This window comes from Hamadaea tsunoensis DSM 44101, assembly GCF_000428945.1.
GTDB lineage: Bacteria > Actinomycetota > Actinomycetes > Mycobacteriales > Micromonosporaceae > Hamadaea > Hamadaea tsunoensis.
On sequence record NZ_KE386821.1, the window covers coordinates 59330 to 82445 of the forward strand.

Genomic DNA, 23116 nt, shown 5'->3' on the forward strand with positions numbered 1-23116 from the left:
GTGGCCAGGATCGTGTTGAAGTTGAGCGTGGCCATCGCCTTCGGCACGAAGCCGATGGAGGCGCCGGACACCACGGCCCCGTGGGTACGCGTACCGGAGGAGGCGTCGACGACGCTGTAGGTGAGCCGCCCGTCGGACAGGACGCCGTAGATGGAGGCGCTGCCGGACAGGTCGTCGACGATGTTCTTGTACCGCAGCGCCTTGTACGCCGACGTCGGGTGGCTGGACAGCTCCGCCCAGCTGAACGAGGCGCCGGTGACCTTCGCCAGCGGTGTCGAGCCGAAGCTGTAGTACCAGAAGTGCGTCTTCGCCGAGTCCTCCCAGCCGCCGAAGAGGATCGTGTGCACGCCCGGGTCGTCGAGGATGTCGCCCGGCTTGAGGTCGCTGCGACTGATCGCGGTCGTGTACGTGGAGGTGTTCAGGCCGTCCGTGTTCGGGTCGGCGTTGAGGTGCCAGGACATGTCGACGTATCCGGAGCAGTCCTTGCGGTACTGGCGCTCGTGGGCGGCGTCCCAGGTCCAGCCCTGCTGGTTGTAGCCCATGTCGGAGTCGTTGCGGCGGTTGTACCAGTCGGTGGCGCGGGAGATCACCTCGGAGCGGGTGATCTGCCCGCCGCGGGTCGAGGAGGCATTCGCCGCCGGCGGCGCGGCCAGGGTGGCGCAGGTGGCTGCGGCGACGAGCAGTCCCAGCGCCGCGGCGATCGCCCGGCGGGGAAGGGGTGTCGGAGTCATGGATCGGAGTGTGGCTGTACATCGATGCGTGCGACAGTGACGATGTCTACATTTCACCTATACATTCACGCGCAGCGGCTGCCGCAGGGCGCGTACGTCGAGTCCCAGTTCGTTCAGGACGGCTGTGCAGGCGGCCTGGTGCTCGGCCGCGCCGGATTGGCCGAGTGCCGTGGCCGCCTCCGCGAGGCGGGCGTGCAGGCGGGCGGCCTCCAACGGCATCCGCAGCCGCTGCCAGGTCCGCAGCGACCGCCGGAACGGTTCGACGGCTTCGGCGGGCTGCCGGCGGGCCAGCGCCAGATCGCCCAGCGACCGCAGCGCGTACGCGGCACTCCCGGCGTCGGACAGCCGCTCGAAGGTCGCCAGCGATTGTCCGATGAGGATGCCTGCGGTGTCCCAGGCACCCCGGCGCACGGCGAGATCACCGAGGCGCAGCTCCGCGTACGCCTGGGCCGCCTCGTGCCCGGCCGCGTGTACCAGTGCGAGGGCTTCGGCGAACGCAGTCTCGGCGTCGGCGGTCCGGCCCGCGTCGGCGAGCACGTCGCCGTAGGTGAACAGCCGCAGCGCCATCATGACCGAGGCGCCGGCGGCCCGCTGGATCGCGATGGCCCGCGCGGCGAGCGGGAGTGCCTCCCCCGGCCGTCCGGATTCGAGCAGGGCGGTGGCGACGCACGTCAGCGCCGTCGACAGCAGCAGCGCGGAGGTGCCGTCGCAGACCCGCACGGCTTCCTCGCTGTCCCCGATCGCCCGGTCGAGCCGGCCGCGCCGCTTCGCGTACAGGCTGGATTGCATGAGCGCGCGCACGAGCAGATCACGGTCGCCGAGGGCGCGCGCGGCGACGAGCATCTCCGCGCTGAGGGCGGCCATCTCGGCGTCGAGGTCGTGCTCGATGAGGGCACTGAACAGGGTCTGGGACAGCCGCAGCCGCAGGCGGTGGTGACCGGTCTCCCGCACGGCGGCGAGCGCCTCGCGCAGGGTGCCCAGGTGGTCGTCGCGGTAGCCGCGCACGCGCAGGAAACCGGCGATGCGCAGGGCGAGCGCGGCCGCGAGGTCGGGGCGGTCCCGCCGGCAGGCGTGGCCGACGGCGGCGACGAGGGTGGCGCGCTCGGCCGCCAGCCAGTCCGACGGCACGGCGCGGGCGGTGGCGGCGGCAGGGCCGTCGATCTGGTGGTACGGCAGGTCGTTGCCGTACCCGTAGCCGTAGTCCGAGGCTTCGTCCGCCACGCCGGCCAGTGCGAGCCAGGCGTGCAGCAACCGGTCGCCGGTGTCGCTCAGTTCCTCGGCGGACTCCTCGGCGCGGGCGCGCTCGCGGCCGAACTCGGCGATCAGGTCGTGCAGCCGGTAGCGTTGCTGGCCGACCGCGTCGACGCCGGCCGGCTCGACGAGATGCAGGCTCACGAGCTCGTCGAAGAGCGGCTCGGCGGGTCCGGCCGACAGCTCGTCGGCGACCCACATCGGGAAGTCCGGTGCCCACTGGACCGCCAGGCGACGCAGCAGCCGCTGCTGCGGCGGGCTGAGCGAGTGGTAGCTCAGGCCGATGCTCGCCCGCACGTCGAGGTCGCCGACGGACAGCGCGTCCAGCCGTCCGTGCTCGGCCGTCAGCCGCCGCTCGAGTTCGGCGACCGTCCAATCGGGACGGACAGCCAGCCGGCCGGCGGCCACACAGAGCGCGAGCGGCGAGTACCCGCACGCGTCGACGACCCGCCCGGCGGCGGCCCGCTCGGCCGTGACCCGGTCCGGCCCGGCCAGCCGGCGCAGCAGCTCCAGCGCGTCGGACCGGGCCAGCGCCGGCACCGTCCACCGGGCCGCCCCGAGCAGGGCGCCCAGGTGGCGGCGCGAGGTCACGATCGCCGCGCCGGCGCCGTCCGGCGGCAGCAGCGGCCGCACCTGCTCCTCGCCCGCGGCGTCGTCCAGCACGAGCAGCAGCCGCCGCCCCGAGATCATGCTGCGGTACGCGCCGAGCCGCTCGTCGGGATCGTCGGGCACCTCGGACGGCGGCAGGCCGAGCGCGCGCAGGAACCGGCCCAGCACCGCCTGGGCGTCGGCCGGCTGCTCGTGCGCGCCGCGCAGGTCGGCGTACAGCTGGCCGTCGGGGAAGTCCTCGGCCGACCGGTGGCCGGCGGCCAGCGCGAGCGCGCTCTTGCCGATCCCGCCCGGGCCGACCAGCAGGACCGTCGATCGCGTACCCTCGCGCAGGGTCTCGACGATCTCGCCGGTCATCCGGTCGCGGCCGGTGAGCACGGTGGGCGGCGGCAGCTGTCGGGGCAGGACCCGCGTACGCGGGTCCCCGACGGGTGCTGGTGGCCGGTCGGGGGCCGGCGCGGACGGCCGGGCCGCGGCGGCGACCAGGACGGCCCGCTCGTCGTCGGCCAGGCCCAGTGCGTCGGCGATCCGGCTGACCGTGTACTGATGGGGGAACCGGCGGCTGCCGCGTTCCAGGGCGCCGACCGCCTGGCTGCTGATGGAGGCACGCTCGGCGAGCTGCTCCTGCGTCAGGCCGGCGGTACGGCGATGCTGGCGCAGCAGTACGCCGAACGGGAGCGACAAGAGCTGTTTCACCTCACACCAGACATCGCGGCGGACGCGTCGCAGTGAGGCCGATCGTAGCAACCTGGACAATTCACTGGGAGCTGTCCGTGCCGTCAGGAGGAGCCATGTCCGACCTCGCCCCGGGCCCCGGCCGCGTACGCCAGTCCCGGATCTACCGTGACGGCGTGCTGGGCTCGCGTCCGGCCGTGCCGACCGACTTCGCCGGCCTGGAACGCGCCGCCCGCAAGGCGTTGAGCGCGCAGGCGTGGGCCTATGTGGCGGGCGGCGCCGGCGAGGGCCGTACGATGCGCAACAACCGGGAGGCCTTCGACGGCTGGGCGATCGTGCCGCGGATGCTGCGCGGCGGCGGCGCGCGCGACCTGACGCGTACGGTCCTCGGCACGCCGCTGCCGGTGCCGTTCCTGCTCGCCCCGGTGGGGGCCGGCCAGCTCGTCGACGAGGACGCCGACCTGCACACCGCGCGGGCCGCGGCCGCCACCGGCGTCCCCTACGTCTTCACCAACCAGGCCGGTACGCCGCTGGAGCGGACCGCCGCGGCGATGGGCGACGCGGCCCGCTGGATGCAGCTGTACTGGAGCACGGACGAGGGACTGGTCGACAGCCTCATCCAGCGGGCCGAGAACGCCGGCGCCGGGGCGCTGGTCGTCACGCTGGACACGACCGTGCTCGGCTGGCGCCCGCAGGACCTGAACCTGGGCTCGCTGCCGTTCGCGCGGGGCCTGGGGATCGGCCAGTACACGTCCGACCCGCGCTTCACGGAACTGGTCGACGAGCGGGTACGCCGGGCGCGGCCGGGGGAGCGGCCGAAGGTCACCCTGGCCGCCATCCGCTCGCTGCTGTCGATCACCCGCCACCATCCGGGTTCGTTCCGGGCGAACCTGCGCTCGCCGAACCCGCGGGCGGCCGTGGAGACGTTCCTCGACATCTACTCCAACCCGCTGTTGAGCTGGGAGCACATCGCGACCCTGCGCGGGCGTACGCGGCTGCCGATCGTGCTGAAGGGGATCCTGCACCCGGACGACGCGCGGCGGGCGTTCGACCACGGCGTGGACGGCATCGTCGTCTCCAATCACGGCGGCCGCCAGGTCGACTCCGCCATCGCCTCGCTGGACGCGCTGGTCGGCGTACGCGACGCGGTCGGTCCGGACGCGACGGTCCTGATGGACAGCGGCATCCGGACGGGCGCCGACGTCTTCACGGCCCTCGCCCTGGGTGCCGACGCGGTGCTGCTCGGCCGCCCCTACATGTACGGGATGGCGGTCGCCGGGCAGCGCGGCGTGGAGGAGGTCATCGCCAACGTGGCGGCCGAACTGGACCTCACGATGGCCCTCGCCGGGGTGCGGAGCCTCGCCGAGATCACACGCGACCTGCTCGTGCCCCGCAGGCGATGATCGGCGGCGGTATCCTGCGCGCATGATCCTGGGCGCCTACCTTCCCGCCTACGGCGATCGAGCAGTGGCGGCTGGTGTCCGGGGCGCGGCTGCCGACCAGCTGACACACCTCTTCTACGCCTTCGCCACGATCCGGGACGGCCGGTTGCGCCTGCCGTCCCGCGCCTCCGACGAGCTGGCGGCCATCAGGCGGGCGTACCCGCACCTGCGGGTCATCCTGTCCGTCGGCGGCTGGGGCGCCGACGGCTTCTCCGACGCCGCCCTGACCGCGCGGACGCGTACGCACCTGGTCGACCAGTGCCTGGAGCTCGGCGCCGGCTTCGACGGCATCGACCTGGACTGGGAGTTCCCGGTCTCCGGCGGTCCCGCCGAGGTCACCCACCGCCCCGAGGACCGCCGCAACTGCACGCTGCTCGCCCGGGAACTGCGCGACCGCCTCGCCCCGGGCCGCGAGCTCACCGCGGCCCTCCCGGCCGGGCGGCTGCAGTCCGCCGGACCCTACGACCCGGCCGAGAGCTACGAACTCGCCCAACTGGCCGAGATCCTCGACTTCGTCAACCTCATGACCTACGACTTCGGCACCGGCTTCTCGCCGGTCGCCACGTTCAACGCGCCGCTGGCCGAGGTCGCCGACGACCCGCTCGACCCCGCCCTGCGGCCGTCGAACAACGTCGCCGGCGCGGTCGCGTACTACGAGCGGCACGGCGTACCGCGCGACCGGCTCGTGCTCGGCGTACCGTTCTACGGCCGCGGGTTCACCGTCGCCGCACCCGGCGACCAGGCCGGCCTGTTCCAGACCCAGACCGGCACCGTCGCCGTCGGCGACTGGCGCGACATCCGCCGCGACCTGCTGACCGACCCCGCCTGGGAACAGCACCGCCATCCCGTCGCCCGTTCACCGTGGCTCTACCACCGGGGTACGCGTACCTTCGTCAGCTTCGAGGACGCACAGTCCATTGAGGAGCGATCGGCGTACGCGGCGGGGCTCGGACTGCGCGGCGCGTTCATGTGGCACCTGGCGGGGGACGACGACGAGCACACGCTCCTGACGGCGATGACGCGCCCGTTCCGCGGCTGACCCGTCACCGGGCTTGTCGGGTTGCCGTGGATCAGACCGGGAACCAGTGGTCGACGGCGGTCCGCAACGCCTCGTGGTCCGGCACCGCGCCGGGCGCCGCCGCCCACGCGATCACACCGTCCGGTCGCACGAGGACGGATGACAGGCGCTCGTCGTCCGCCACGGCGGCCCGCACGGCCTTCACCCGGTCGCCGAGGCCCGACCCGTCGGCGGCGGGATGGATCAGCAGCGGCCGGCCGTCGGTGGTGAGCTGCTCCAACGGTGCCCCGCCGACCGTCAGCGGCGGGCAGTGCGTGCCGACCAGCGGATGCGCCCCGGAGTCCGGTACGGGATACCGGTGGCCGACGCCGGACAGCAGCCGAGCCAGGTACCGGTTCACCTCGGGCAGGTCCATGAGATCGCCCATGATGTCGCGCAGGGCGTCGACGTGCGCTCCCGGGGCCAGCAGCGCGGACTGCGCCCGGGTGTTGTGCAGGACGGCCGCGCCGACCGGATGCCGTTCGGCGGTATAGCTGTCCAGCAGCGCGTCGTCCGCGCCGCGTACCGTGGCGGCGAGTTTCCAGCCGAGGTTCACGGCGTCCGTCAGGCCGAGGTTGAGGCCCTGACCGCCGTTGGGGGAGTGCACGTGGGCGGCGTCGCCGGCGAGCACGGTGCGCCCTCGCCGGTACGCGTCGACCTGCCGGGCCTGGTCGGTGAACCGCAGCCCGCCCTGGAAGTCCTCGACGACGACGTCCACCCCGGTGACCCGGCGTACGCTCTCGCGTACCTCGTCGGCGGACAGCGCGCCGGACCGGTCGGCGGTGGGATCGGTGAAGTCGAAGGTGGCGACCACGCCCTCCTCGTGGAACAGCGTGCCGCCGGGCAGCCGGCCGGGCGGCGGCAGCTGATCGCGCTCGCGTACGCGGGCCTGGGCGTAGCGGACGGTCATCAGGGGCGCGGTGCCCGGGAAGCCGAATCCGGCGAGCTTGCGGATGGTGCTGTGGCCGCCGTCGCAGCCGGCCACGTGCCCGGCGGTGATCCGGCGGGTGCCGGTGGGCGTGTCGAGGGTGAGGGTGACCGAGTCGGGGTCCTCCGCCCAGCCGGTGACGGTGTGACCGAAGTGCACCTCGACCCCGAGTTCGGCCAGGTGTCCGCGGAGCAGCCGTTCCAGGGCGGGCTGGCCGATGAGCGCGCCGTGCCGGCCGGGGTCCGCCGTGTCGGGGTCGATCTTGTGAATCCAGGCGAAGTGCGTCCTGGTGGTGCCGTGCTCCCGGGCGAGCGCGGCCAGGCCCTTGTCGTGCTCGTGGTCCAGTGCCGGCCCGAGCCCCCGCCGGCGCAGCGCCTCGGCGGCCAGTACGCCGATGCCGCGGGCCTTCGGCTGCTCGCTGGGGGCGGGCAGCCGCTCCAGCACGATCGGCCGTACGCCGGCCAGGCAGAGCTCGGCGGCCAGCAGCAGGCCGACCGGTCCGGCCCCGGCGATGCCGACGTCGGTGTCCATGGCTCGTCTCCTCCCCAAGACGAGACCGTCTCGTCTTGATATGACCATAACGAGACGAGACGGTCTCGTCTAGAGTCGGGTAGTGTGGCGACCGTGACAGGTACGCCCTCGGCCGGCAAACGCCAGGCCATCCTCGATGCCGCCATCGAAGCCTTCCTACGCGCCGGGTACGCGGCCAGCGTCGACGACATCGCGGCCGCGGCCGGCGTGGGCAAGCAGACCGTCTACCGCCATTTCGGCGACAAGCAGGCGCTGTTCGTCGCCGCCGTCGCCGCCGCGCGGGACACCGCCGGCGTACCCGCGGCCGCCCTGCCGACGGGCACCGGCGACCCGATCGGCGACCTCACCCGCCTGGGCGACCGGATCCTGGCCTCCGCGCTGTCGCCCACGGTGGCGGCCCTGCACCGGCTGACCATCGCCGAACTCGTCCACCACCCGGAACTCGGCCGGGAATGGGGCGAAAGCGCCGCGCCGGTACTGGACGACGAGCTCACCGAGTACTTCCGGCGCTGCGACGCGACCGGCGCGCTGAGCGTCGCGGATCCCGCCCGGGCGGCACGGCAGTTCGCGTACCTGCTCATCACCGAGGGCCGGGTCGCCAGCGCCTACGGCACCCGCCCGCTGACAGCGGCCCGCCGCAAGGCGATCGCGCACGAGACCGCCGACCTTCTCGTACGCGCGCACCGGCCGGCCTGACCGGCCGTCTCGTGTGGATCGAGGCGTTCCGCGGCGCCTCGTGACCGTCGCCCTGCCCGGGTATCGTGCGAAGCTCCGGCGACACCGGCCGGCGCCATCGGGGGACGGGACCTTCGCGGATGAGAGACGAACGCAGGCGCTGGCTGATCCTCGTGGTCGGCCTGCTGGCCATGATCTCCGGCAGCACCTTCCAGTTCGGACTCGCGTACCTCATCCCCGCGCTGCGGCAGGACGGGTTCTCCCTGGAGATGGCCGGAGTCCTGGTCGCCTGCCCGACGGCGGGCGTACTGCTGACCTTGATCGCCTGGGGCGCGGCGGCGGACCGGTGGGGCGAACGCGTGGTCCTGTCCACCGGCCTCGGGTTCGCGGGCCTGGTGCTCATCGCCGCCCAGTGGGCACCCGGTACGGGAGGCCTCGCCGCGTGCCTCGCCCTCGCCGGTGTCGGCGGTGCCTCGGTCCTCGCGAGCGGCCGGCTGATCCTCGGCTGGTTCGCCCGGCACGAGCGCGCCCTGGCGATGAGCATCCGGCAGAGCGCCCAGCCGCTGGGTGTCGCGCTGGCCGCCGCGACCCTGCCCGCGCTCGCGACCGGCGGCCTCGACCGGCCGCTGCTGTTCCTCGGGGCGCTGCTGCTGCTGGCGGCGCTCGCGGCGCTGGTTCTCGTCCGTGACCCGGTACGGCAGGAAGCCGATCCGGGCCCGCAGGAGCCGGCCGTGTCGCCCTACCGCACGCCGATGCTGTGGCGCATCCACGCGGCCAGTGCGCTGCTGGCCATCCCGCAGGTCACCGTGACCACGTTCGCCATCGTGTTCCTCACCGACGCCCGCCACTGGTCGGCCCTTTCCGCCGGGCATCTGCTGGCCGGTGCGCAGGTCTGCGGCGCGCTCGGCCGGCTGGGGGCGGGGTACTGGTCGGACCGCACCGACAGCCGGCTGCGGCCGATGCGGATCATCGCCCTGGCCACCGGCGCGGGCATGCTGGTCCTGGCCGGCGCGGCCGCCGCCGGGTGGAGCCTGGCGGTACCGGTCCTGCTGGTGCTCAGCGTGATCGCGGTGACCACCAACAGCCTCGCCTTCACCGCGGTCGCCGAGCACGCGGGGCCCGCCTGGGCCGGCCGCGCCCTCGGCATCCAGACGACCGGGCAGAACAGCCTGGGTGCCGCCACCCCGCCGGTCCTGGCGCTGACGATCGGCCTCGCGGGCTTCGCCACGAGTTTCGCCGTGGTGGCCGCGCTGCCGCTCGTCGCCGCGCTGCTCGTACCGGTCGCGGCCGAACATGCCGCCACCCGGGACCGCACCGAGGCACCGGACCCGCAACCGGCCTCGGCTCGCTGACCCTGGGGCCAAGATCCCGCTTGGATCAGGTTTTCGCACGTAATCATGGCCCATGATTCGGGTGATTTCCCTGATCCAAACGGGATCTTGGGGCCATGGGCGGCACGGTGCGGTCGCGATCCGGGCGATCGCCGCAGGGGTGCGCTCACGCAGGCGTACGGAGAGCCGTAAGTTCGTCGGCTGTGGAACGTATCGGTCTCACCATGACAACCCGAGGCGGTCGCGTATGAGTCAGAACTTCCGGATCGGGCGCCGGATCCTGTGGAATCCGTCGAACCGCGTCGCCCGGCTGTTCCTGGACGTCGCGGCGGCCGCGGCCGGCATCGCGGAGAAGCCGGTCGGCCTGCGTGACACCGGCGCCGACGAGCACGAGGTCGATCTCGCGACCTTCGAGGCGTTCGTGAACGCGCTGGTCCGCACCTACCTGGGGTCGAACCATCCGATCCTGCGGGCCCTGCTGGAGGACTTTCTGGCGACGGCCCTGGTGCTGGTGAACCGGGCCGGTGGAACCGTGGGCGCCCTCGAGGAGGACCCGGTGCTGTCCGGCCGGGACGTGTCGGCCGGACCGCAGGGGATCGGGCCGCTCGGCGACGCCGCCCGGCTCCTCGGTCTGGCCGCCGAGTACGCCCGCGGGATGCCCGTCTGAGCCGCCCGGCGCATCGTTCCACTCAGGACGCTGGGTCGGCTGGTGGCACGATGTGGCCGCCGTTGACGGCGCGGGCCGCCCGCAGTTGCTGATCCCGGACCGCGTTCACGAGGGTCTTCTCCCGCTCGTGCCGCAGCTGCTTGCGTTGCTGGCGGCCGCGTGCGATCTGGCGCGAGATCGCCAGCACCACGAGCGGCAGCAGGCCGAGCAGCAGGGCGAGCAGGTATTCGTCGTGGTAAAGGCGCCAGTTGAGCATCGACTGGCCGGGATCGACGTCCTTGGCGCTGACCCCGAAGAACGCCAGCAGCGCACCCAGCGGTACGCCGACGATCGCGAACACGTTGAAGGCGACCTCGTTGCGGTGGTTGCGTACGTCGGAGTCGCGCTGGCTGCGGATGTCGATCGCGGTGATCTCCGACTGGATGCTGCCGCCGAGCTGCTCGAACATGCTGCTCAGGCGGCCGGCCTGCAGGTCGAGTTCGAGCACCTCGGTCAGCGCCGAGTGGTAGCTCTCGATACGCATCAGCGGGAACTCGACGCTGAAGGTGAGGTCGAACTCCAGGTTGCCGAGCAGGTCCACGAGGCGTTCGAGGTCGTCGCGGGTCTGGGTGTCGGGGTTCTTGGCCGGCTTCTTGCGCACCGGCGTCTCGTCGTCGGGCGTGTTGTCGCGCTGCTTGTCCCGCCGGAACCGGCGTACCTCGGAATAGGCCTGGTCCCAGATCTGGCGGAAGCGGGCGAGGGTGCCGACGATCTGGACGGTCGACAGGAAGACGCTGTCGCGCAGGGCACGGTCGTGGCCCTGGATGAGGCTGACGTTGGTGGTGACGATGCCGCGGTTCGGCCCGGTGTTGAGCTCGTCCGGCTCCTGGCGCTGGGTGAACTCCTGGCGGTAGCGCGGCTGGTCACGGTAGACCAGCGCGTCGATGACGTCCTCGTCGAGTTCGGGGCTACGGGGCAGGAACACGATCTGGTGCTGCTCGGTCACCTCGATGCGGGGCGGCGGGTCCAGCGGCGGGACGTCCGGCGCGCGCCAGGACCACCACCGCGGGCGGGACAGGGCGGCGGCCTGCCGGGCGGCGGTGTCGTAGTTCTCGGTGCCCATCGGGGCCATGGCGCTCAGGTAGTCCGTCAGCCCCCGGCCGCGGATGGTGAACCGCTGCGCGGTGAACTCGTCGAGCATCACGTCGGCCGGGCCGTGCACCTCGTTCAGGCGCTCGGTGCGGCACTCGACCGTCAGCGTGGCGACGACCTGGTCGGAGGGCAGCACGAACAGGGACGCGTACGCGGCCTCGACGGTGATCCCGGCCAGGTCCTCGTCGAAGGCGATCCGGTCGGGCGGGATCTCCTCGTTGGCGATCGGGCTGGGCAGCCGGGGGAGCAGGTCGCCGAAGTCCTCGCCGAACTGCTCCAGGCGGGTGCCGTGGAACTTGTCCTGCGACGGGGGTTCGATGTCGGCCGGGTAGCGCCACTTGGTCGCGTAGATGCCGACGACCTTCATCCGGTCCCCGCCGTCCGTCGCCGCACCCGTCATCGTTCCGCCTTCCCAGCCTTACCTGGGATTCAACAGCGGGTGACGGTCCGGCGGTGTCCGCCGGACCGTCCGTGACCGTGGGCTGATCAATTGATGTGTATCAACCATGCGTCCACAGTGTTCGGACGCGCGGACGGGATTACGGCTTCGCCTTGCGGGGCGACAGCGTGTAGCTGAACGAGACCACGAAGTCGATGACCAGGGCGATCGCCCAGCCGCCCATCGGGCCCCAGATCGGCAGGACCCGGTCGGAGTCGCCGACGAGCAGGGTGAACATCCCCATGATCGTCACGGCGATCGCGTACGCGAGGAGATGGCGCAGCCACTGCCGCCGCTCGTGGGCCGTGTGGGCCTGACCGTACTTCGGCGGCCGGACGGGGGCCGGACCGCCCGCGAACCGGTGGGCGAACCGGCTGTCGGCCCAGCGGACGATCTGGCCGCCGAAGGCGACCGACACTCCGATGTAGATGGCGGCGAGCCCGTGCGCCACGGTGGCCGTACCGCCGCGGCGCAGGTCGATGATCGATGCGGCCAGCAGCACCACGTCCACCAGCGGTACGCAGATCAGCAGCACCGTGCTGAGCGCCCTGGCCTTGAGCGGGTAGCGAGCGGCGAGTCCGGTCAGCAGCAGTACCCAGAAGCCGACCTCGCACGCGATGATCAGCGGAACCATGACGTCCTCCCCCTATTTAGCACGACCGTGTTTTAACACGACCGTGTCATAATAGCCCGTGCCCAAAATCGTCGACCACGAGCAGCGCCGCCGGGAGCTGGCCGCCGCCGTGTGGCAGGTGATCGTCCAGCACGGCGTGGCCGAGGTGTCGATCCGCACGGTCGCCACCGCCGCGGGCTGGTCGACGGGGTCGCTGCGGCATTACTTCGCCACCCGCGCGGAGCTGCTGGCCTTCGCCTGCGACCATGTCATCGACCAGGTGACGGAACGGATCCAGGCGCTGCCGGTGCCCACCGAGCCCGTCGCCGCGGTACGCACCGTGCTGCTGCAGACGATGCCGGTGGACGACGTACGGCGTACGGAGGCGTCGATCGCGTTCTCGTTCCTCGCCCTCGGCCTCGGCGATCCGGAACTGGCGCGGGTGCAGCGCCGGCACTTCAGCTCGATGTACGGGCTGTGCCTGCAGATGGTCGAAGGGCTGAGCGAGGTCGGCATCCTCGCCCCGGCGCCGGAGGACCTGTCCGCGCGGGCACACCGGCTGCACGCCGTCGTCGACGGGCTCAGCGTCCAGGCGATGGCCGGTCATCTCACGGTCGAGGCGATGATCGCGCAGCTCGACGCGTACCTGGCGCGGTTGACGATCATTCCGGCGCCGCCCGAGAACGGCTGATCCGCCCCGCGGTGTAGCGTCTCCTCACGTGTCCGACGCTGACGGACGCGCGGCTGCGGGGGTGGCGAGTGGATATTCAGCAGATGCGGTACGTGCTGGCGATCGCCCGGGCCGGCGGTCTGCGACCGGCCGCGGTCGGCCTGTACATCGCCCCGCAGACCCTGTCGGAGCAGGTCCTGCGCGTCGAGCGGATCATCGGCGGCACGCTGTTCGACCGTACGCGTACCGGGATGACGCCGACCCCGCTGGGTGAGACCTTCATCGAGCACGCCACGCGCGCGGTCGACGCCTTCGACCAGGCCGCAGCGGCGATCCGCGCGGCCGTGGCGGCGAGCGTGGCCGAGGCCGGGAGTGCTGTCGAGGCCGGCCGGGACCCGGCCGCTATCTGACCGCGACGCAGCCCCAGAACGCGTCCGGTACCGCTTCGGGGTCACCCTCCGGCCGCCATCGCGCCACCGGCACCACGCCCTCCGGTCCAGGGCGCCACCGCCCGAGCAGTGCCCCGAAATCGCGCGGGTCGCGCATGTGGAATCCGTCGCCCATCATGGCCAGTGCCTGCGGGTACGCCGTCAGTTCCGTCCCGTCGAAGTCGACGATGAGCAGGCTGCCTTCGGGTACGCCGGCGTACAGCATGTCCAGTGTGGAGCGGAGCTGGTCGTCGGTGAGGAATGCGGCCAGGCCGAGGAAGACGAGTCCGACCGGGCGGCTGCCCCAGCCGGGCAGGTGGGCGGCCGCCGTCCCGTCGGTGAGCAGGCCGGGGTCGGTGGCGTCGGCCCGCACGTAGTGGACCAGATCGGACCCGGCGACTAGGGCCGCCCCCTGGGCGACGATCTCCGGGTCGGCGTCGGTGTACAGCACGTGCGCCGCCGGCACGACCTCGTGCACGTTGCCGTGGCTGGGAATGCCCGCACCGAAGACGAGGAAGTCGCGTACGCCCTGATCGAACGCGTACGCGACGGTGCGGCCGAGGTAGCTGCGCAGCGACCGGAAGATCTCGGCGCACGGCCCGTACGCGCCCTCGAAGGCGTGCGCGGCGGCGACGTCGACGGGGAAGTGGTCCGTGCCCCCGAGCCAGTAGTCGATCATGCGGGCGGTGCTGGGAGCGCTGGGCTCGACGTCGGCCATGCCCGCCAGGTTACCTGTCCGGGGCGGGTGTTCCGGGCGATGCCAGCGATGCAGCTTGTCGGGATTCAGCACGAGCAGAACCCCGGTCACCTGTCCGTTGTGGACGCTGAGGCCGGCGACCCCGACCGCGTGGCCGGTCTGCCGCAGGACCACGCCGGGCCGGCCGTTCACGGCCTCGACGGTCGCCACGGTCTCGGCGCTCCCGGTGGTCTCGGCGCTCCCGGTGGTCTTGGCGCTTCCGATGGTCTCGGCGGTCGCGGTCGTCTCGGTGGGAGGCTCGGCCGCCGGGCCGGTCCGCAGGTCGGTGAGGAGGTCGGCGAGGACGCGGGCGACGACTGCCCGGCCGCGTGCGGGCGCGAGCGGCAGCGGCCGCCGCCCGCCGTGATCGCAGACCAGTACGGCGTCACCGGCGAGCACCGCCTCGAAGGCGGACGGATCGGCGGCGGCGCAGGCGGCGGCGAACCCGGCGTACGCGCTCATGGGCGTGAGCGCAGCTTGGCGGGGTTCATCATCCACTGGATCTGCCCGATGCCGTCGGCCGAGGCGTCGATCGTGACGACCGCGAACAGCCGGCCGTCCCGCCCCAGCAGGGCCGCCGGCCGGCCGTTGGCCTCACCCCAGCCGATCTCGACGCCGGACCAGAAACGGGCGGCGAACGCGTGGACGTACCTGGCCACCGTGGCCGCGCCGACGACCGGGATGCGGGAGGCACGGGCCGCGCCGCCGCCGTCGGCGTAGCTGACCACGTCGGCTGCGAACAGCTGCTCCAGGGCGGCCAGGTCGCCGTCGCGGGCCGCGGCCACGAACGCCGTCAGCAGCCTGCGCTGATCCGCCGGGGACACCGGGGTACGCCGCTGCGACGCCAGATGCTTGCGGGCCCGGCTCACGAGCTGCCGGGCGGCCGCCTCGCCGACCTGCACGATCTCGGCGATCTGCGGATACGGGTAGTCGAACGCCTCCCGCAGCACGTAGGCGGCCCGTTCGGTCGGGGTCAGCTTCTCCAGCAGGAGCAGCACGGCCAGGCTCAGCGCCTCACCCCGCTCGGCGCCGAGGTACGGGTCCGCGCTGGTGTCCACCGGTTCCGGCAGCCACGGCCCGATGTAGGTCTCGCGGCGTACGCGGGCGGACTGCAGGGCGTTGATGGCCAGCCGGGTCGTCACCGTGGCGAGGAACGCGGCCGGTTCGGCGACCGTCGAGCGGTCGTAGCCCTGCCATTTGATCCACACGTCCTGGAGCAGGTCCTCGGCCTCGGTGACGCTGCCCAGCATCCGGTACGCGATCCCGAACAGCCGGCCGCGTACGCGCGCGAAGACCTCGACGGCATCCGCCCCGGGGACGGCTTCGGGGCGGATGTCCATCGTGTCTCCTGTGTGGACTGAGCGTCTCGTGTGCGGACTGAACGGCTCGTGTGTGGACTGTGTGGGCTATTGAGCGGCGAGCCACTCGGCGTACGTGACGGTGCCCAGGGTCGCCTCGCCGATCGGGACCAGGTTGAGCTCGGTCAGCTCGGCGCCGAAGTACCGGGCGTGCTCGTCGGTCACCACCTGCCGGGGATCGTTCCAGGCCGACAGCGCCGACCGGAAGAACTCGTCCATGCGTACGCGTTGCGGCCCTGCGATATCCGTGCGGCCGTTCAGCGGTGCGCCGGCCGCCACGTCGGCCACCGCCCGGGCGACGTCCTCGCCGGCGATCGGCTGGAACTGCACGGGTGCGATCCGGACGACGTCGCCGTCGGTGGCGTTGTCGGCGATACCCCGGACGAACTCGAAGAACTGCGTCGCGTGCACCAGCGAGTACGGGATCTCCGAACTCTCGATGAGCTTCTCCTGGGCGATCTTGGCCCGGAAGTAGCCGCTGCCGGACAGCCGGTCCGTGCCGACGATCGACAGGGCGACGTGGTGGCCGACGCCGGCCGCCGCCTCGGCCGCCAGGAGGTTGCGCGTCGAGGTCTCGAAGAAGTTCAGGACGGCCGCGGCGTCGAAGTTCGCCGTGTTCGACACGTCGATCACCACCGAAGCGCCCGTCAGGGCGTCGGCCAGGCCTGCACCGGTCAGCGTGTCGACGCCGGTCGACGGTGAGGCGGCGACCATCTCGTGACCTGCCTCGCCGAGTCTCGCCACCAGTTTCGCACCGATCAGGCCGGAACCGCCGATGACCACGATTTTCATGACAAAGCCCTTCTGCCTCCGGGGTCCCGATGCGCCCCGGTCGCCAGCTATGACAGGGCAGCCGGGCCGGTTGTGACGGCTTCCGGCGACTTTTCCGCGGTCTGCCCGCCCGTGACGAACGCCTGCCGCGGGTGCTGCACCGACACCAGCGACACGATGTCCCGTCCGAAGAGCGCGGCGGTCAGCCAGACGGCGAGGACGCGTACCTTGCGCTCCCAGCTCGGCACGGCCAGGACGTGGTAGCCCCGGTGCATCAGCCAGGCCGGGAAGCCCTTGATCACGATCCGCTTGTACTGGAAGATCCCCCGGCCCAGCCCCAGCGTAGCGATCGTGCCCAGGCTGTGGTGCTCATACGGGCGTACCCTGCCGCCGCGCAGTTCGGCGATGATGTTGCGGGCGAGCAGCTTGCCCTGGCGTACCGCGTGCTGGGCGTTCGGCACCGTGGTGGCGCCGGGGGTGGCGGCCGCGAGGTCGGGGACGGCCGCGTCGTCACCGGCGGCCCAGGCGTCCGGGACCGGTTCGGCGTCGGTGCCGATCCGCAGGTCGGCCCGCACCACGATCAGACCGCGCTCGTCGACCGGCAGGTCGGTGTGGTTGCGTACGCCGGGGTTGGCGGCGTTGCCGACGGTCCACACGATCAGGTCGGAGTCGAACTCCTCGCCGGTCGACAGGACGACGTGCCCGCCCTTCGCCGAGACCATCTGCGCGTTCAGGTGTACGCGTCCGCCGCGCCGCTCCAGCGACCGCACGACCCAGGCGCCGGGCTTGTCGGTGACTTCGGGCAGGATCCGGTCGCGGGCCTCCACGAGGTGGAAGTCCAGCTCCGCCGGGTCGAGTTCGGGGTAGCGGCGTACCAGGGACTGAGCCAGCGACAGCAGCTCGCCGAAGCCTTCGACGCCCGAGAAGCCGCCGCCGACGAAGGTGGCGGTCAGCAGCCGGCGGCGCAGCGGCCCGGCGGGCAGCGCGGCCGCCCGGTCGAAGGCGGTCAGCAGCCGGTCGCGGATGGCGACGGCCTCTTCGACGTGCTTCATGCCGATCGCCTCGTCGGCCACGCCGGGCACGGCGAGCTTGCGGGTGACCGCGCCGGCGGTGAGCACGATGACGTCGTACGCGAGCGCGAACCGCGGGCCGTCGGGCGGCTGGACGGTGACCGAGCGGTGTGCGTGGTCGACGGCCGTGACCGACCCCGGCACGAGGGTGGTACGCCGCAGGTGGCGGCGCAGCGAGACGGCGGCGTGCCGGGCCTCGACCGAGCCGGCCAGCACCTCGGGCAGGAAAGGCTGGTAGGTCATGTAGGGGCGGGGGTCGACGACGACCACCCGGGCCTCGTCCCGCCGGAGCTTCTTCTCCAGCTTCCAGGCCGTGTAGAAGCCGGCGTAGCCACCGCCGACCACCAGGATCGTCCGCATGGGTTCCTCCGTTGTCTCAGTCACCTGCATAGACCGGACAGCGCAGCTGATTGTGACACCCGGCCGCCGAAGGTGACGCAGACCGCAGCGGTCCAGCGCTTGACGCTTGTTACTTGCATGAGTAACGTCTTACTCATGCAAGTAACTCCGCCGGTCGACGGCCAGAGCACCGCGAATGCGGCCCGTCGCGCGCAGATCGTCGAATCCGCGATCGAGTGCATCGCCGAGCTGGGCTATGCGAAGGCCTCCTTCGCCCAGATCGCCCAGCGGGCGGGCATCAGCAGCACCCGCCTGATCTCGTACCACTTCGCGGGCAAGGAAGACCTGATCAAGGCGGTCCTGCAGGAGGCGCTGCGGGCCGCCGCCGCGTACATGCGCCCGCGCCTTCAGGCCCAGACCAGCCCGTCGGCGACGTTGGCCGCCTACATCACGTCCAACCTGGAGTTCATCCAGGACCACCCGGCGCACATCCGGGCCGTCGTGGAGATCGCGGCGCACGCCCGCCCCGAGACCGGGCCGCCGATGATCGGGCCGGCCGATCCCGCGTCGCCGATCGCGCTGCTCGAACGGATGTTCCGGCAAGGGCAGGAGGCGGGCGAGTTCCGTGCCTTCGATCCGCACGTCATGGCCGTGACCCTGCGCGCGGCCATCGACACAGCCGTCCACGAGCAGGCCGCCCGCCCCGGCCTGGACCTGACCGCGTACGCGCACGAGCTTGTCACACTCTTCGACCTGGCCACCCGGAAAGACGGACACCCTGGAGGTACGCGATGAAGGCGCCGGTCAGCCGCCGGGCGCTCGCCGGCTCGGTGCTCCTCGACCTCGTCGCGCCGCTCGCCGTCTACTACGGGGCGCGTGCCCTGGGCGTCGGCCAGTGGGCGGCGCTGGCAGCCTCGGCGGTCATCCCGCTGGGCGTCGTGGTGTACCGGTTCGTCCAGCGCCGCCAGATCGAGTACTTCGCCCTGTTCATCGTCACGGCCGTGGCGCTCGGGCTGGTGCTGTCGGCGCTCACCGGCGACCCCCGCACGATCCTCGTGCGCGAGGCGTGGACCGGCATGCTCGGCGGTCTCGCCGGGCTGTGGCTGCTCGGCTCGCTCCTGCGTGGACGGCCGGCCCTGATGGTCCTGTTCCGCTCCTTCGTGCTCGCCAAGTCAGGCCCCGAAGGCCTGCGGACCTGGGCGGCCCGCTGGGACGACGAGCCGCGGTTCCGGCACGGCCTGCGGGTACTCACCGCCGTCTGGGGCGTGGCCTTCCTGCTCAGCGCGGTGCTGCAGCTGCTGTTCGCGTACGCGTTGCCGCTCGACGTCGCGCCCGCGGCCATGAACGGTGCGTGGCCGGTCATCGCCGTGCCGCTGTTCGTCTTCCATCTGACCTACACCAAGCGCCACAGCCTGCGGGCCTGACCGCGCCCTACCCCTGGGAGGAAGATCCGATGTCCCGCCCGACGTTCGTCTTCGTGCACGGCGCCAACGGCAGCGCCGGCGTGTGGAGCCCGGTCGTTGCGGAGCTGGTCGCGCTCGGGCACCGCGCCGTCGCGGTCGACCTGCCCGGCCACGGTCTCCAAGCCGGCTATCCGCCGTCCTACCAGACACCGCAGGACCTGACCGCCTTCGCCGCCGAGCCGTCCGCCATGGCCGGCGTCACCCTCGACGACACCGTCGACCACCTGACCAGCGTGGTACGCCGGGTCGCCGCACACGGGCCGGTGATCCTGATCGGCCAGAGCCTCGGCGGGATCAGCCTCACCGGGGTGGCCAATCGGGCGCCCGAGCTGGTGGAGCACCTGGTGTACGTGTCGGCGTTCTGCTGTGTCGAGCTGCCGACCGTGTACGACTATTACCTCACCCCCGAGGGAAGCCCGAGCGCCGTCCTCGCCGTCCCCAAGGTGGGCGATCCGGCACGGACGGGCGCTCTGCGTACCAACTGGCGTTCGGGCGATCCGGAATTCCTCGCCTCGGCCCGGCGCGCGTTCCTGGCCGACTCCACCGAGGAACACCTGCGCGCGCTCATCGCCGGCTGCCAGCCCGACGAGTCCGTGCTGCTGTCGTTCACCGACGCGCGCATCGATCCGGCGGCGTGGGGACGCGTACCGCACACCTTCGTCCGGCTCGCCCGGGACCAGGCGATCCCGCCGGCCCTGCAGGACAGGATGATCGCCGAGGCGGACCGGGCCGTGCCGCACAACCCGTTCCGCGTGCACACCCTGGAGTCGAGCCACCTCGGCTACCTGACCCGGCCGGCCGAGATCTCGTCGCTGCTGGCCCGGCTCGCCGACGGCAAGGACGCCTGAGCCCGGCGCGGCGGCCGCGATCGGGCATGATCTGCTGGTCCCCTCAGGGACGGCGACCGGAAGGGGTACTGGCGGTGCGGACGAGTCGGCTGGAGGCGTTCAGCGACGGGGTGCTGGCCATCATCATCACGATCATGGTGCTGGAACTGAAGGTCCCGCACGGGCACACGCTGTCCGATCTGGTGCACACGACCGGCGTCGGGCTGCTGACCTACGCGCTGAGCTTCATCTACGTCGGCATCTACTGGAACAACCACCATCACATGTTCCAGCTCGTCGATCGGGTCAGCGGCGGCGTCCTGTGGGCCAACCTCGGACTGCTGTTCTGCCTGTCCCTGCTGCCGTTCACCACCGGCTGGATGGACGAGTCCAGGTTCGAGCACACCCCGGTCATCATCTACGGCGTCAACCTGCTCGCCGCGGCGATCGCGTACTACGTACTCCAGACGACGATCATCCGCCAGCAGGGCCCCGAGTCGCTCCTGCGGCACGCCATCGGCCGCGACCTCAAGGGCAAGCTCTCCCCGATCTTCTACATCGTCGGGATCCTCAGCGCCGCGCTGATTCCCGGGTACGCGGGCGTGGCGATCGCGGTCGGCGTGTTCGTCGCGGCGGCGATCATGTGGATCGTCCCGGACCGCCGGATCGAAGGTGAGGTCCGCCAGGCCGACCAGCCCTGACGATCAAGCCGGGCCAAAAGATCGTTCCCGCGGTGGCGTGCGCGGGCCGTCGTGCGGGTATCGGCTTGCCATGAGAAAGGTGCTGCCCGTCGCCCTGTCCGTGGTGTTCCTCAGTGGCGGGTGCGGCCTGCCGTGGCTGCACGACGGTCCCGGTGACAACGGCGACCACGTGGTCACCGCCGACCGGGCCGGCCGCGACACCGCCACGCTCGCGGTGGTCAGCGGCGCCACCACCGTGACGGTGCGGGCGGCGGACCTGCACGGCGACCTCTTCCGGATCAGCACGCCCGACGACTCCGGCCTGGTCCCGTCGGTTGACGACGACCTCAACGTGCACCTGGCCGACCGGGGCGGTACCGGACCGAAGGCGCTCGACATCCTGCTGTCCGACGACGTGACCTGGGATCTGCGGTTCTCCGGCGGTGCGAACTCGACCCTCGTGGACCTCTCCGGCGGCCGGCTCGCCGCGGTCGACTTCGCCGCCGGGTCGAGCCGGATCGAGGCCGTCCTGCCGCACCCCGCCGGCCCGGTACGCGTACGCATGGGGGGCGGCGCCGGCGAGTTCGTCGTCCGGGCCCCCGACGGCGTCCCGGTACGCGTAGCCGCCGACGGCGGGGCGGCCTCGGTCGACATAGACGGCGAGCACCACACGGGGATCGCCGGCGGGACGGTGTTCGTGCCGGACGGGTGGGACGCCGCCCATGACCGCTACGACGTCCAGAACGAGGCCGGGGTCTCCACGTTCGAGCTCACCCGCGCCTGACCCTTATACGTCGGTTCGAACCAGCCAGGCGCGGACACCGCCGCCGCATACCTGTCGAGGTCGACCGGCCCGACGCCGGCGGCCAGCCGCAGCCCCTCCCAGTACGCGCCGTGAGCGTCGATGACCGCCCGCCCCTTCGCCGAGTCTGCCGGCTCGCCGAGGGCGACGAGGACACGCTGGGCCACCGCCTGGAAGTCCCGATACGGCACGGCGTTACAGGTCAGCGTGCTCTCGTTCCACTGCCAGCCGGGCAGCGGGTACGTGCGTCGTCGCGGGATGACGGGCGACCGTTGAGCCTGCCAGTCGGCAGAGGAGAACGGCCAGATCGTCAAGGGGCCAGGGCGATCTCGACCAGTGACCGTGCCGCGGCTGGACTCCTGGGCACCGCTTCACCGTGCCGGCCGACTCCGCCCTGGCCATCCATACTCCATCGAAACCGGCAGCTGAGCGAGTCGTATCAGCGTCGGTTCAGGGTTTGCACAGCCTTGTGACGGGGCCTACTTGATGATGGCTGCTTGCGCGCGGGTGAGTGCGACCTCCGCGAACGACAGGTGCGCGACCGGTCCAAGTGGGTTGACGTTGACCGGCATGGGCGTGATCTCGAGAGTATCGCCGTCCTCCGGACCGCTGGTGATCACGGCGGCGACCGGGCAGATGGCCAGCGCGCCGGCGACACAGACCCCCTGGAACGTCTCGGTGATCGCAGCGCCGTTGCCGAGGTGGTAGGTTAGCGTGCCCCCGCCGCTGAAGTTCGAGGTCGTCGTGGAGGCCGAGCCACTGAACTGGCCGACGATCGTCACCCGTGACACGCTCACAGCATCGGACCCGACGGTAAGGTTGACGTCGACGCAATTGGAGCCTTCCGAGTGCAGGTCTATGACCGTGCTCTTGGGTAGAGCGGTGAGCGCGGGACTGTAGTCCAGATCGCCGACCACGAGCGTGCAGTGACCGACCGGGCTCGCAGGATCGGCGTGCGCCGGTGAACTCGGAAAAGCGAGCAGGCCGATCGCCGTCACTGCGGTGGCGGCGATCATTCGAGACCTGAGCATTGTGATTTCCCTTCGCCTACGGCACACCATCGTGCCCTTGAGGCGCCTATGGTCGGTCCGCGCGCCTTCGAGGTGCTGCCGTCCGGCATCGGGTATCGATCAGAATGATCGATTCTCTATTTAGGAGGATGCACGTCACGCACACTGAGAGCGTGACGTGCATCCTCCTGCAGGTCGTGCGGCGGTAAGCCTGACGCGTCCCCGCCCCGGGTCAGTCGCGACCGGCGGTGGGATCATCGCCCATCGCGCTCGCGTCGAACGAGATCAGCTCCCAGGAGTGGCCATCCGGATCGTCGACGGCCCGGTTGTACAGCCACCCCAGGTCCTGCGCCGACCGCGGCTCGACCGCGCCGGCGGCCAGCGCCGCCCAAGGTCGGTTCGGGCGGCCGATACAGCAGCAAAGTACAGTAGCGCGCTCCCAACAGCCGTCGACGAGTTGGCCCCTGACGGCGTGAACTCGGCGTCCGTGTAGGTCAGGCATCGGCTTCCGGAGGCTTCAGCAGCGCCTGCTGTGCGTGTTCCATGTCGTGAGCCGCTTCAGCCGGATCTTCATCATCTTCAGACGGAGACGCTGCACGCCAAGACGAGTCGTCCTGTCGAGCGCCTTGCGATTTCGACCCGCTGAAGGTCGGAACTAGAACGGCGGTAAGGGCTTGATCTCGTCGAACGCAGCTAAGAAGCGTCTGTTGCCGAAACGGTCTCTTCTAGATCAAGGCGCCGCGCAAGCGCGGCGTGTACGCCCCAGAGACTTTGGACCGAATCCTCCGCACGATGACCGGACCGCCGGCGGCGACGGCGTCCAGGACGACAGAGCCGATGGCGCGCCTCTGGCAGGGGCGCTCGGCAACAGGATGGTGGCGA

General features: G+C 71.8%; 22 protein-coding genes and 1 pseudogene. 12 read left to right on the plus strand and 11 right to left on the minus strand.

The features are described from left to right. A pseudogene (locus G401_RS51535) lies at positions 1-731 on the minus strand (hypothetical protein); the annotation flags it as partial. Positions 732-788: 57 nt separating this feature from the next. Continuing rightward, a complete protein-coding gene (locus G401_RS53910) occupies positions 789-3287 on the minus strand; it encodes an ATP-binding protein (protein WP_157546795.1) in 2499 nt (832 codons plus the stop codon). A gap of 95 nt (positions 3288-3382) precedes the next feature. Between G401_RS53910 and G401_RS0139335 the strand changes: the two genes are divergently transcribed. Both G401_RS0139335 and G401_RS51545 read left to right on the plus strand, forming a co-directional pair. Continuing rightward, positions 3383-4669 (plus strand): alpha-hydroxy-acid oxidizing protein, encoded by a 1287-nt coding sequence (locus G401_RS0139335; RefSeq protein ID WP_027346796.1) that lies wholly within the window; start codon positions 3383-3385, stop codon positions 4667-4669. A gap of 22 nt (positions 4670-4691) precedes the next feature. Further along, the gene (locus G401_RS51545; RefSeq protein ID WP_051367924.1) at positions 4692-5747 is read left to right on the plus strand and encodes a glycoside hydrolase family 18 protein; all 1056 of its coding nucleotides are present in this window, start codon (positions 4692-4694) and stop codon (positions 5745-5747) included. Positions 5748-5778: 31 nt separating this feature from the next. Here the strand turns inward: G401_RS51545 and G401_RS51550 are convergent, their stop codons facing one another. Next, on the minus strand, positions 5779-7224 hold the full coding sequence (locus tag G401_RS51550) for an FAD-dependent monooxygenase (protein ID WP_034594520.1): 1446 nt from the start codon (positions 7222-7224) through the stop codon (positions 5779-5781). Between the two features lie 84 nt (positions 7225-7308). On the opposite strand from G401_RS51550, the gene G401_RS0139350 reads away from it, so the two are divergent. From G401_RS0139350 to G401_RS0139360, 3 genes are all read left to right on the plus strand, one after another. Then, positions 7309-7920, plus strand: a complete 612-nt coding sequence (locus G401_RS0139350; protein ID WP_027346797.1) for a TetR/AcrR family transcriptional regulator — start codon at positions 7309-7311, stop codon at positions 7918-7920. Between the two features lie 119 nt (positions 7921-8039). Beyond that, complete coding sequence (locus tag G401_RS51555) at positions 8040-9251, plus strand: MFS transporter (protein WP_051367925.1); 1212 nt, start codon at positions 8040-8042, stop codon at positions 9249-9251. Between the two features lie 226 nt (positions 9252-9477). Next, entirely contained in the window at positions 9478-9897 is a 420-nt protein-coding gene (locus tag G401_RS0139360) for a DUF6086 family protein (protein WP_027346798.1), read from the plus strand. A 22-nt stretch (positions 9898-9919) separates the two neighbouring features. Here the strand turns inward: G401_RS0139360 and G401_RS0139365 are convergent, their stop codons facing one another. Both G401_RS0139365 and G401_RS0139370 read right to left on the minus strand, forming a co-directional pair. After that, positions 9920-11428, minus strand: coding sequence for a hypothetical protein (locus tag G401_RS0139365; RefSeq protein WP_027346799.1), 1509 nt, complete (start codon positions 11426-11428; stop codon positions 9920-9922). A gap of 139 nt (positions 11429-11567) precedes the next feature. Next, positions 11568-12101, minus strand: coding sequence for a membrane protein (locus G401_RS0139370; protein WP_027346800.1), 534 nt, complete (start codon positions 12099-12101; stop codon positions 11568-11570). Between the two features lie 58 nt (positions 12102-12159). On the opposite strand from G401_RS0139370, the gene G401_RS0139375 reads away from it, so the two are divergent. After that, on the plus strand, positions 12160-12771 hold the full coding sequence (locus G401_RS0139375; RefSeq protein ID WP_027346801.1) for a TetR/AcrR family transcriptional regulator: 612 nt from the start codon (positions 12160-12162) through the stop codon (positions 12769-12771). Between the two features lie 83 nt (positions 12772-12854). Further along, positions 12855-13160, plus strand: a complete 306-nt coding sequence (locus tag G401_RS0139380; RefSeq protein WP_027346802.1) for a LysR family transcriptional regulator — start codon at positions 12855-12857, stop codon at positions 13158-13160. On the opposite strand, the gene G401_RS58120 is transcribed toward G401_RS0139380, so the two are convergent. The 4 genes from G401_RS58120 to G401_RS0139400 all read right to left on the minus strand — a co-directional run bounded on the left by G401_RS58120 (position 13153) and on the right by G401_RS0139400 (position 17473). Beyond that, positions 13153-14376: an SAM-dependent methyltransferase gene (locus G401_RS58120; protein ID WP_245602072.1), complete on the minus strand. Its 1224-nt coding sequence runs from the start codon at positions 14374-14376 to the stop codon at positions 13153-13155. The genes G401_RS0139380 and G401_RS58120 overlap by 8 nt on opposite strands. Then, positions 14373-15254 carry an RNA polymerase sigma-70 factor gene (locus G401_RS0139390; protein ID WP_051367926.1) on the minus strand — a complete coding sequence of 294 codons (882 nt, stop codon included), beginning with the start codon at positions 15252-15254 and terminating at the stop codon, positions 14373-14375. Before G401_RS0139390 ends, G401_RS58120 begins: the two co-directional genes overlap by 4 nt. A 66-nt stretch (positions 15255-15320) precedes the next feature. After that, complete coding sequence (locus tag G401_RS0139395; protein ID WP_027346805.1) at positions 15321-16064, minus strand: SDR family oxidoreductase; 744 nt, start codon at positions 16062-16064, stop codon at positions 15321-15323. Between the two features lie 47 nt (positions 16065-16111). Beyond that, the gene (locus tag G401_RS0139400) at positions 16112-17473 is read right to left on the minus strand and encodes an NAD(P)/FAD-dependent oxidoreductase (protein ID WP_027346806.1); all 1362 of its coding nucleotides are present in this window, start codon (positions 17471-17473) and stop codon (positions 16112-16114) included. A gap of 135 nt (positions 17474-17608) precedes the next feature. Between G401_RS0139400 and G401_RS0139405 the strand changes: the two genes are divergently transcribed. The 5 genes from G401_RS0139405 (at position 17609) to G401_RS51565 (ending at position 21206) form a co-directional block, all read left to right on the plus strand. Further along, a complete protein-coding gene (locus G401_RS0139405; RefSeq protein ID WP_027346807.1) occupies positions 17609-18247 on the plus strand; it encodes a TetR/AcrR family transcriptional regulator in 639 nt (212 codons plus the stop codon). Next, positions 18244-18876: a VC0807 family protein gene (locus tag G401_RS51560; RefSeq protein WP_051367927.1), complete on the plus strand. Its 633-nt coding sequence runs from the start codon at positions 18244-18246 to the stop codon at positions 18874-18876. Before G401_RS0139405 ends, G401_RS51560 begins: the two co-directional genes overlap by 4 nt. Positions 18877-18905: 29 nt before the next feature. Next, a complete protein-coding gene (locus G401_RS0139415; RefSeq protein WP_027346808.1) occupies positions 18906-19763 on the plus strand; it encodes an alpha/beta fold hydrolase in 858 nt (285 codons plus the stop codon). 74 nt (positions 19764-19837) lie between these two features. Further along, a complete protein-coding gene (locus G401_RS0139420) occupies positions 19838-20443 on the plus strand; it encodes a TMEM175 family protein (protein ID WP_027346809.1) in 606 nt (201 codons plus the stop codon). A 70-nt stretch (positions 20444-20513) separates the two neighbouring features. Then, a complete protein-coding gene (locus G401_RS51565; RefSeq protein ID WP_157546796.1) occupies positions 20514-21206 on the plus strand; it encodes a hypothetical protein in 693 nt (230 codons plus the stop codon). On the opposite strand, the gene G401_RS56520 is transcribed toward G401_RS51565, so the two are convergent. After that, a complete protein-coding gene (locus G401_RS56520; protein WP_157546797.1) occupies positions 21152-21538 on the minus strand; it encodes a hypothetical protein in 387 nt (128 codons plus the stop codon). The two genes, G401_RS51565 and G401_RS56520, sit on opposite strands and share 55 nt — an antisense overlap. A gap of 165 nt (positions 21539-21703) precedes the next feature. Then, positions 21704-22240 carry a hypothetical protein gene (locus tag G401_RS0139430; RefSeq protein ID WP_027346810.1) on the minus strand — a complete coding sequence of 179 codons (537 nt, stop codon included), beginning with the start codon at positions 22238-22240 and terminating at the stop codon, positions 21704-21706. Between the last annotated feature and the right edge of the window lie 876 nt (positions 22241-23116).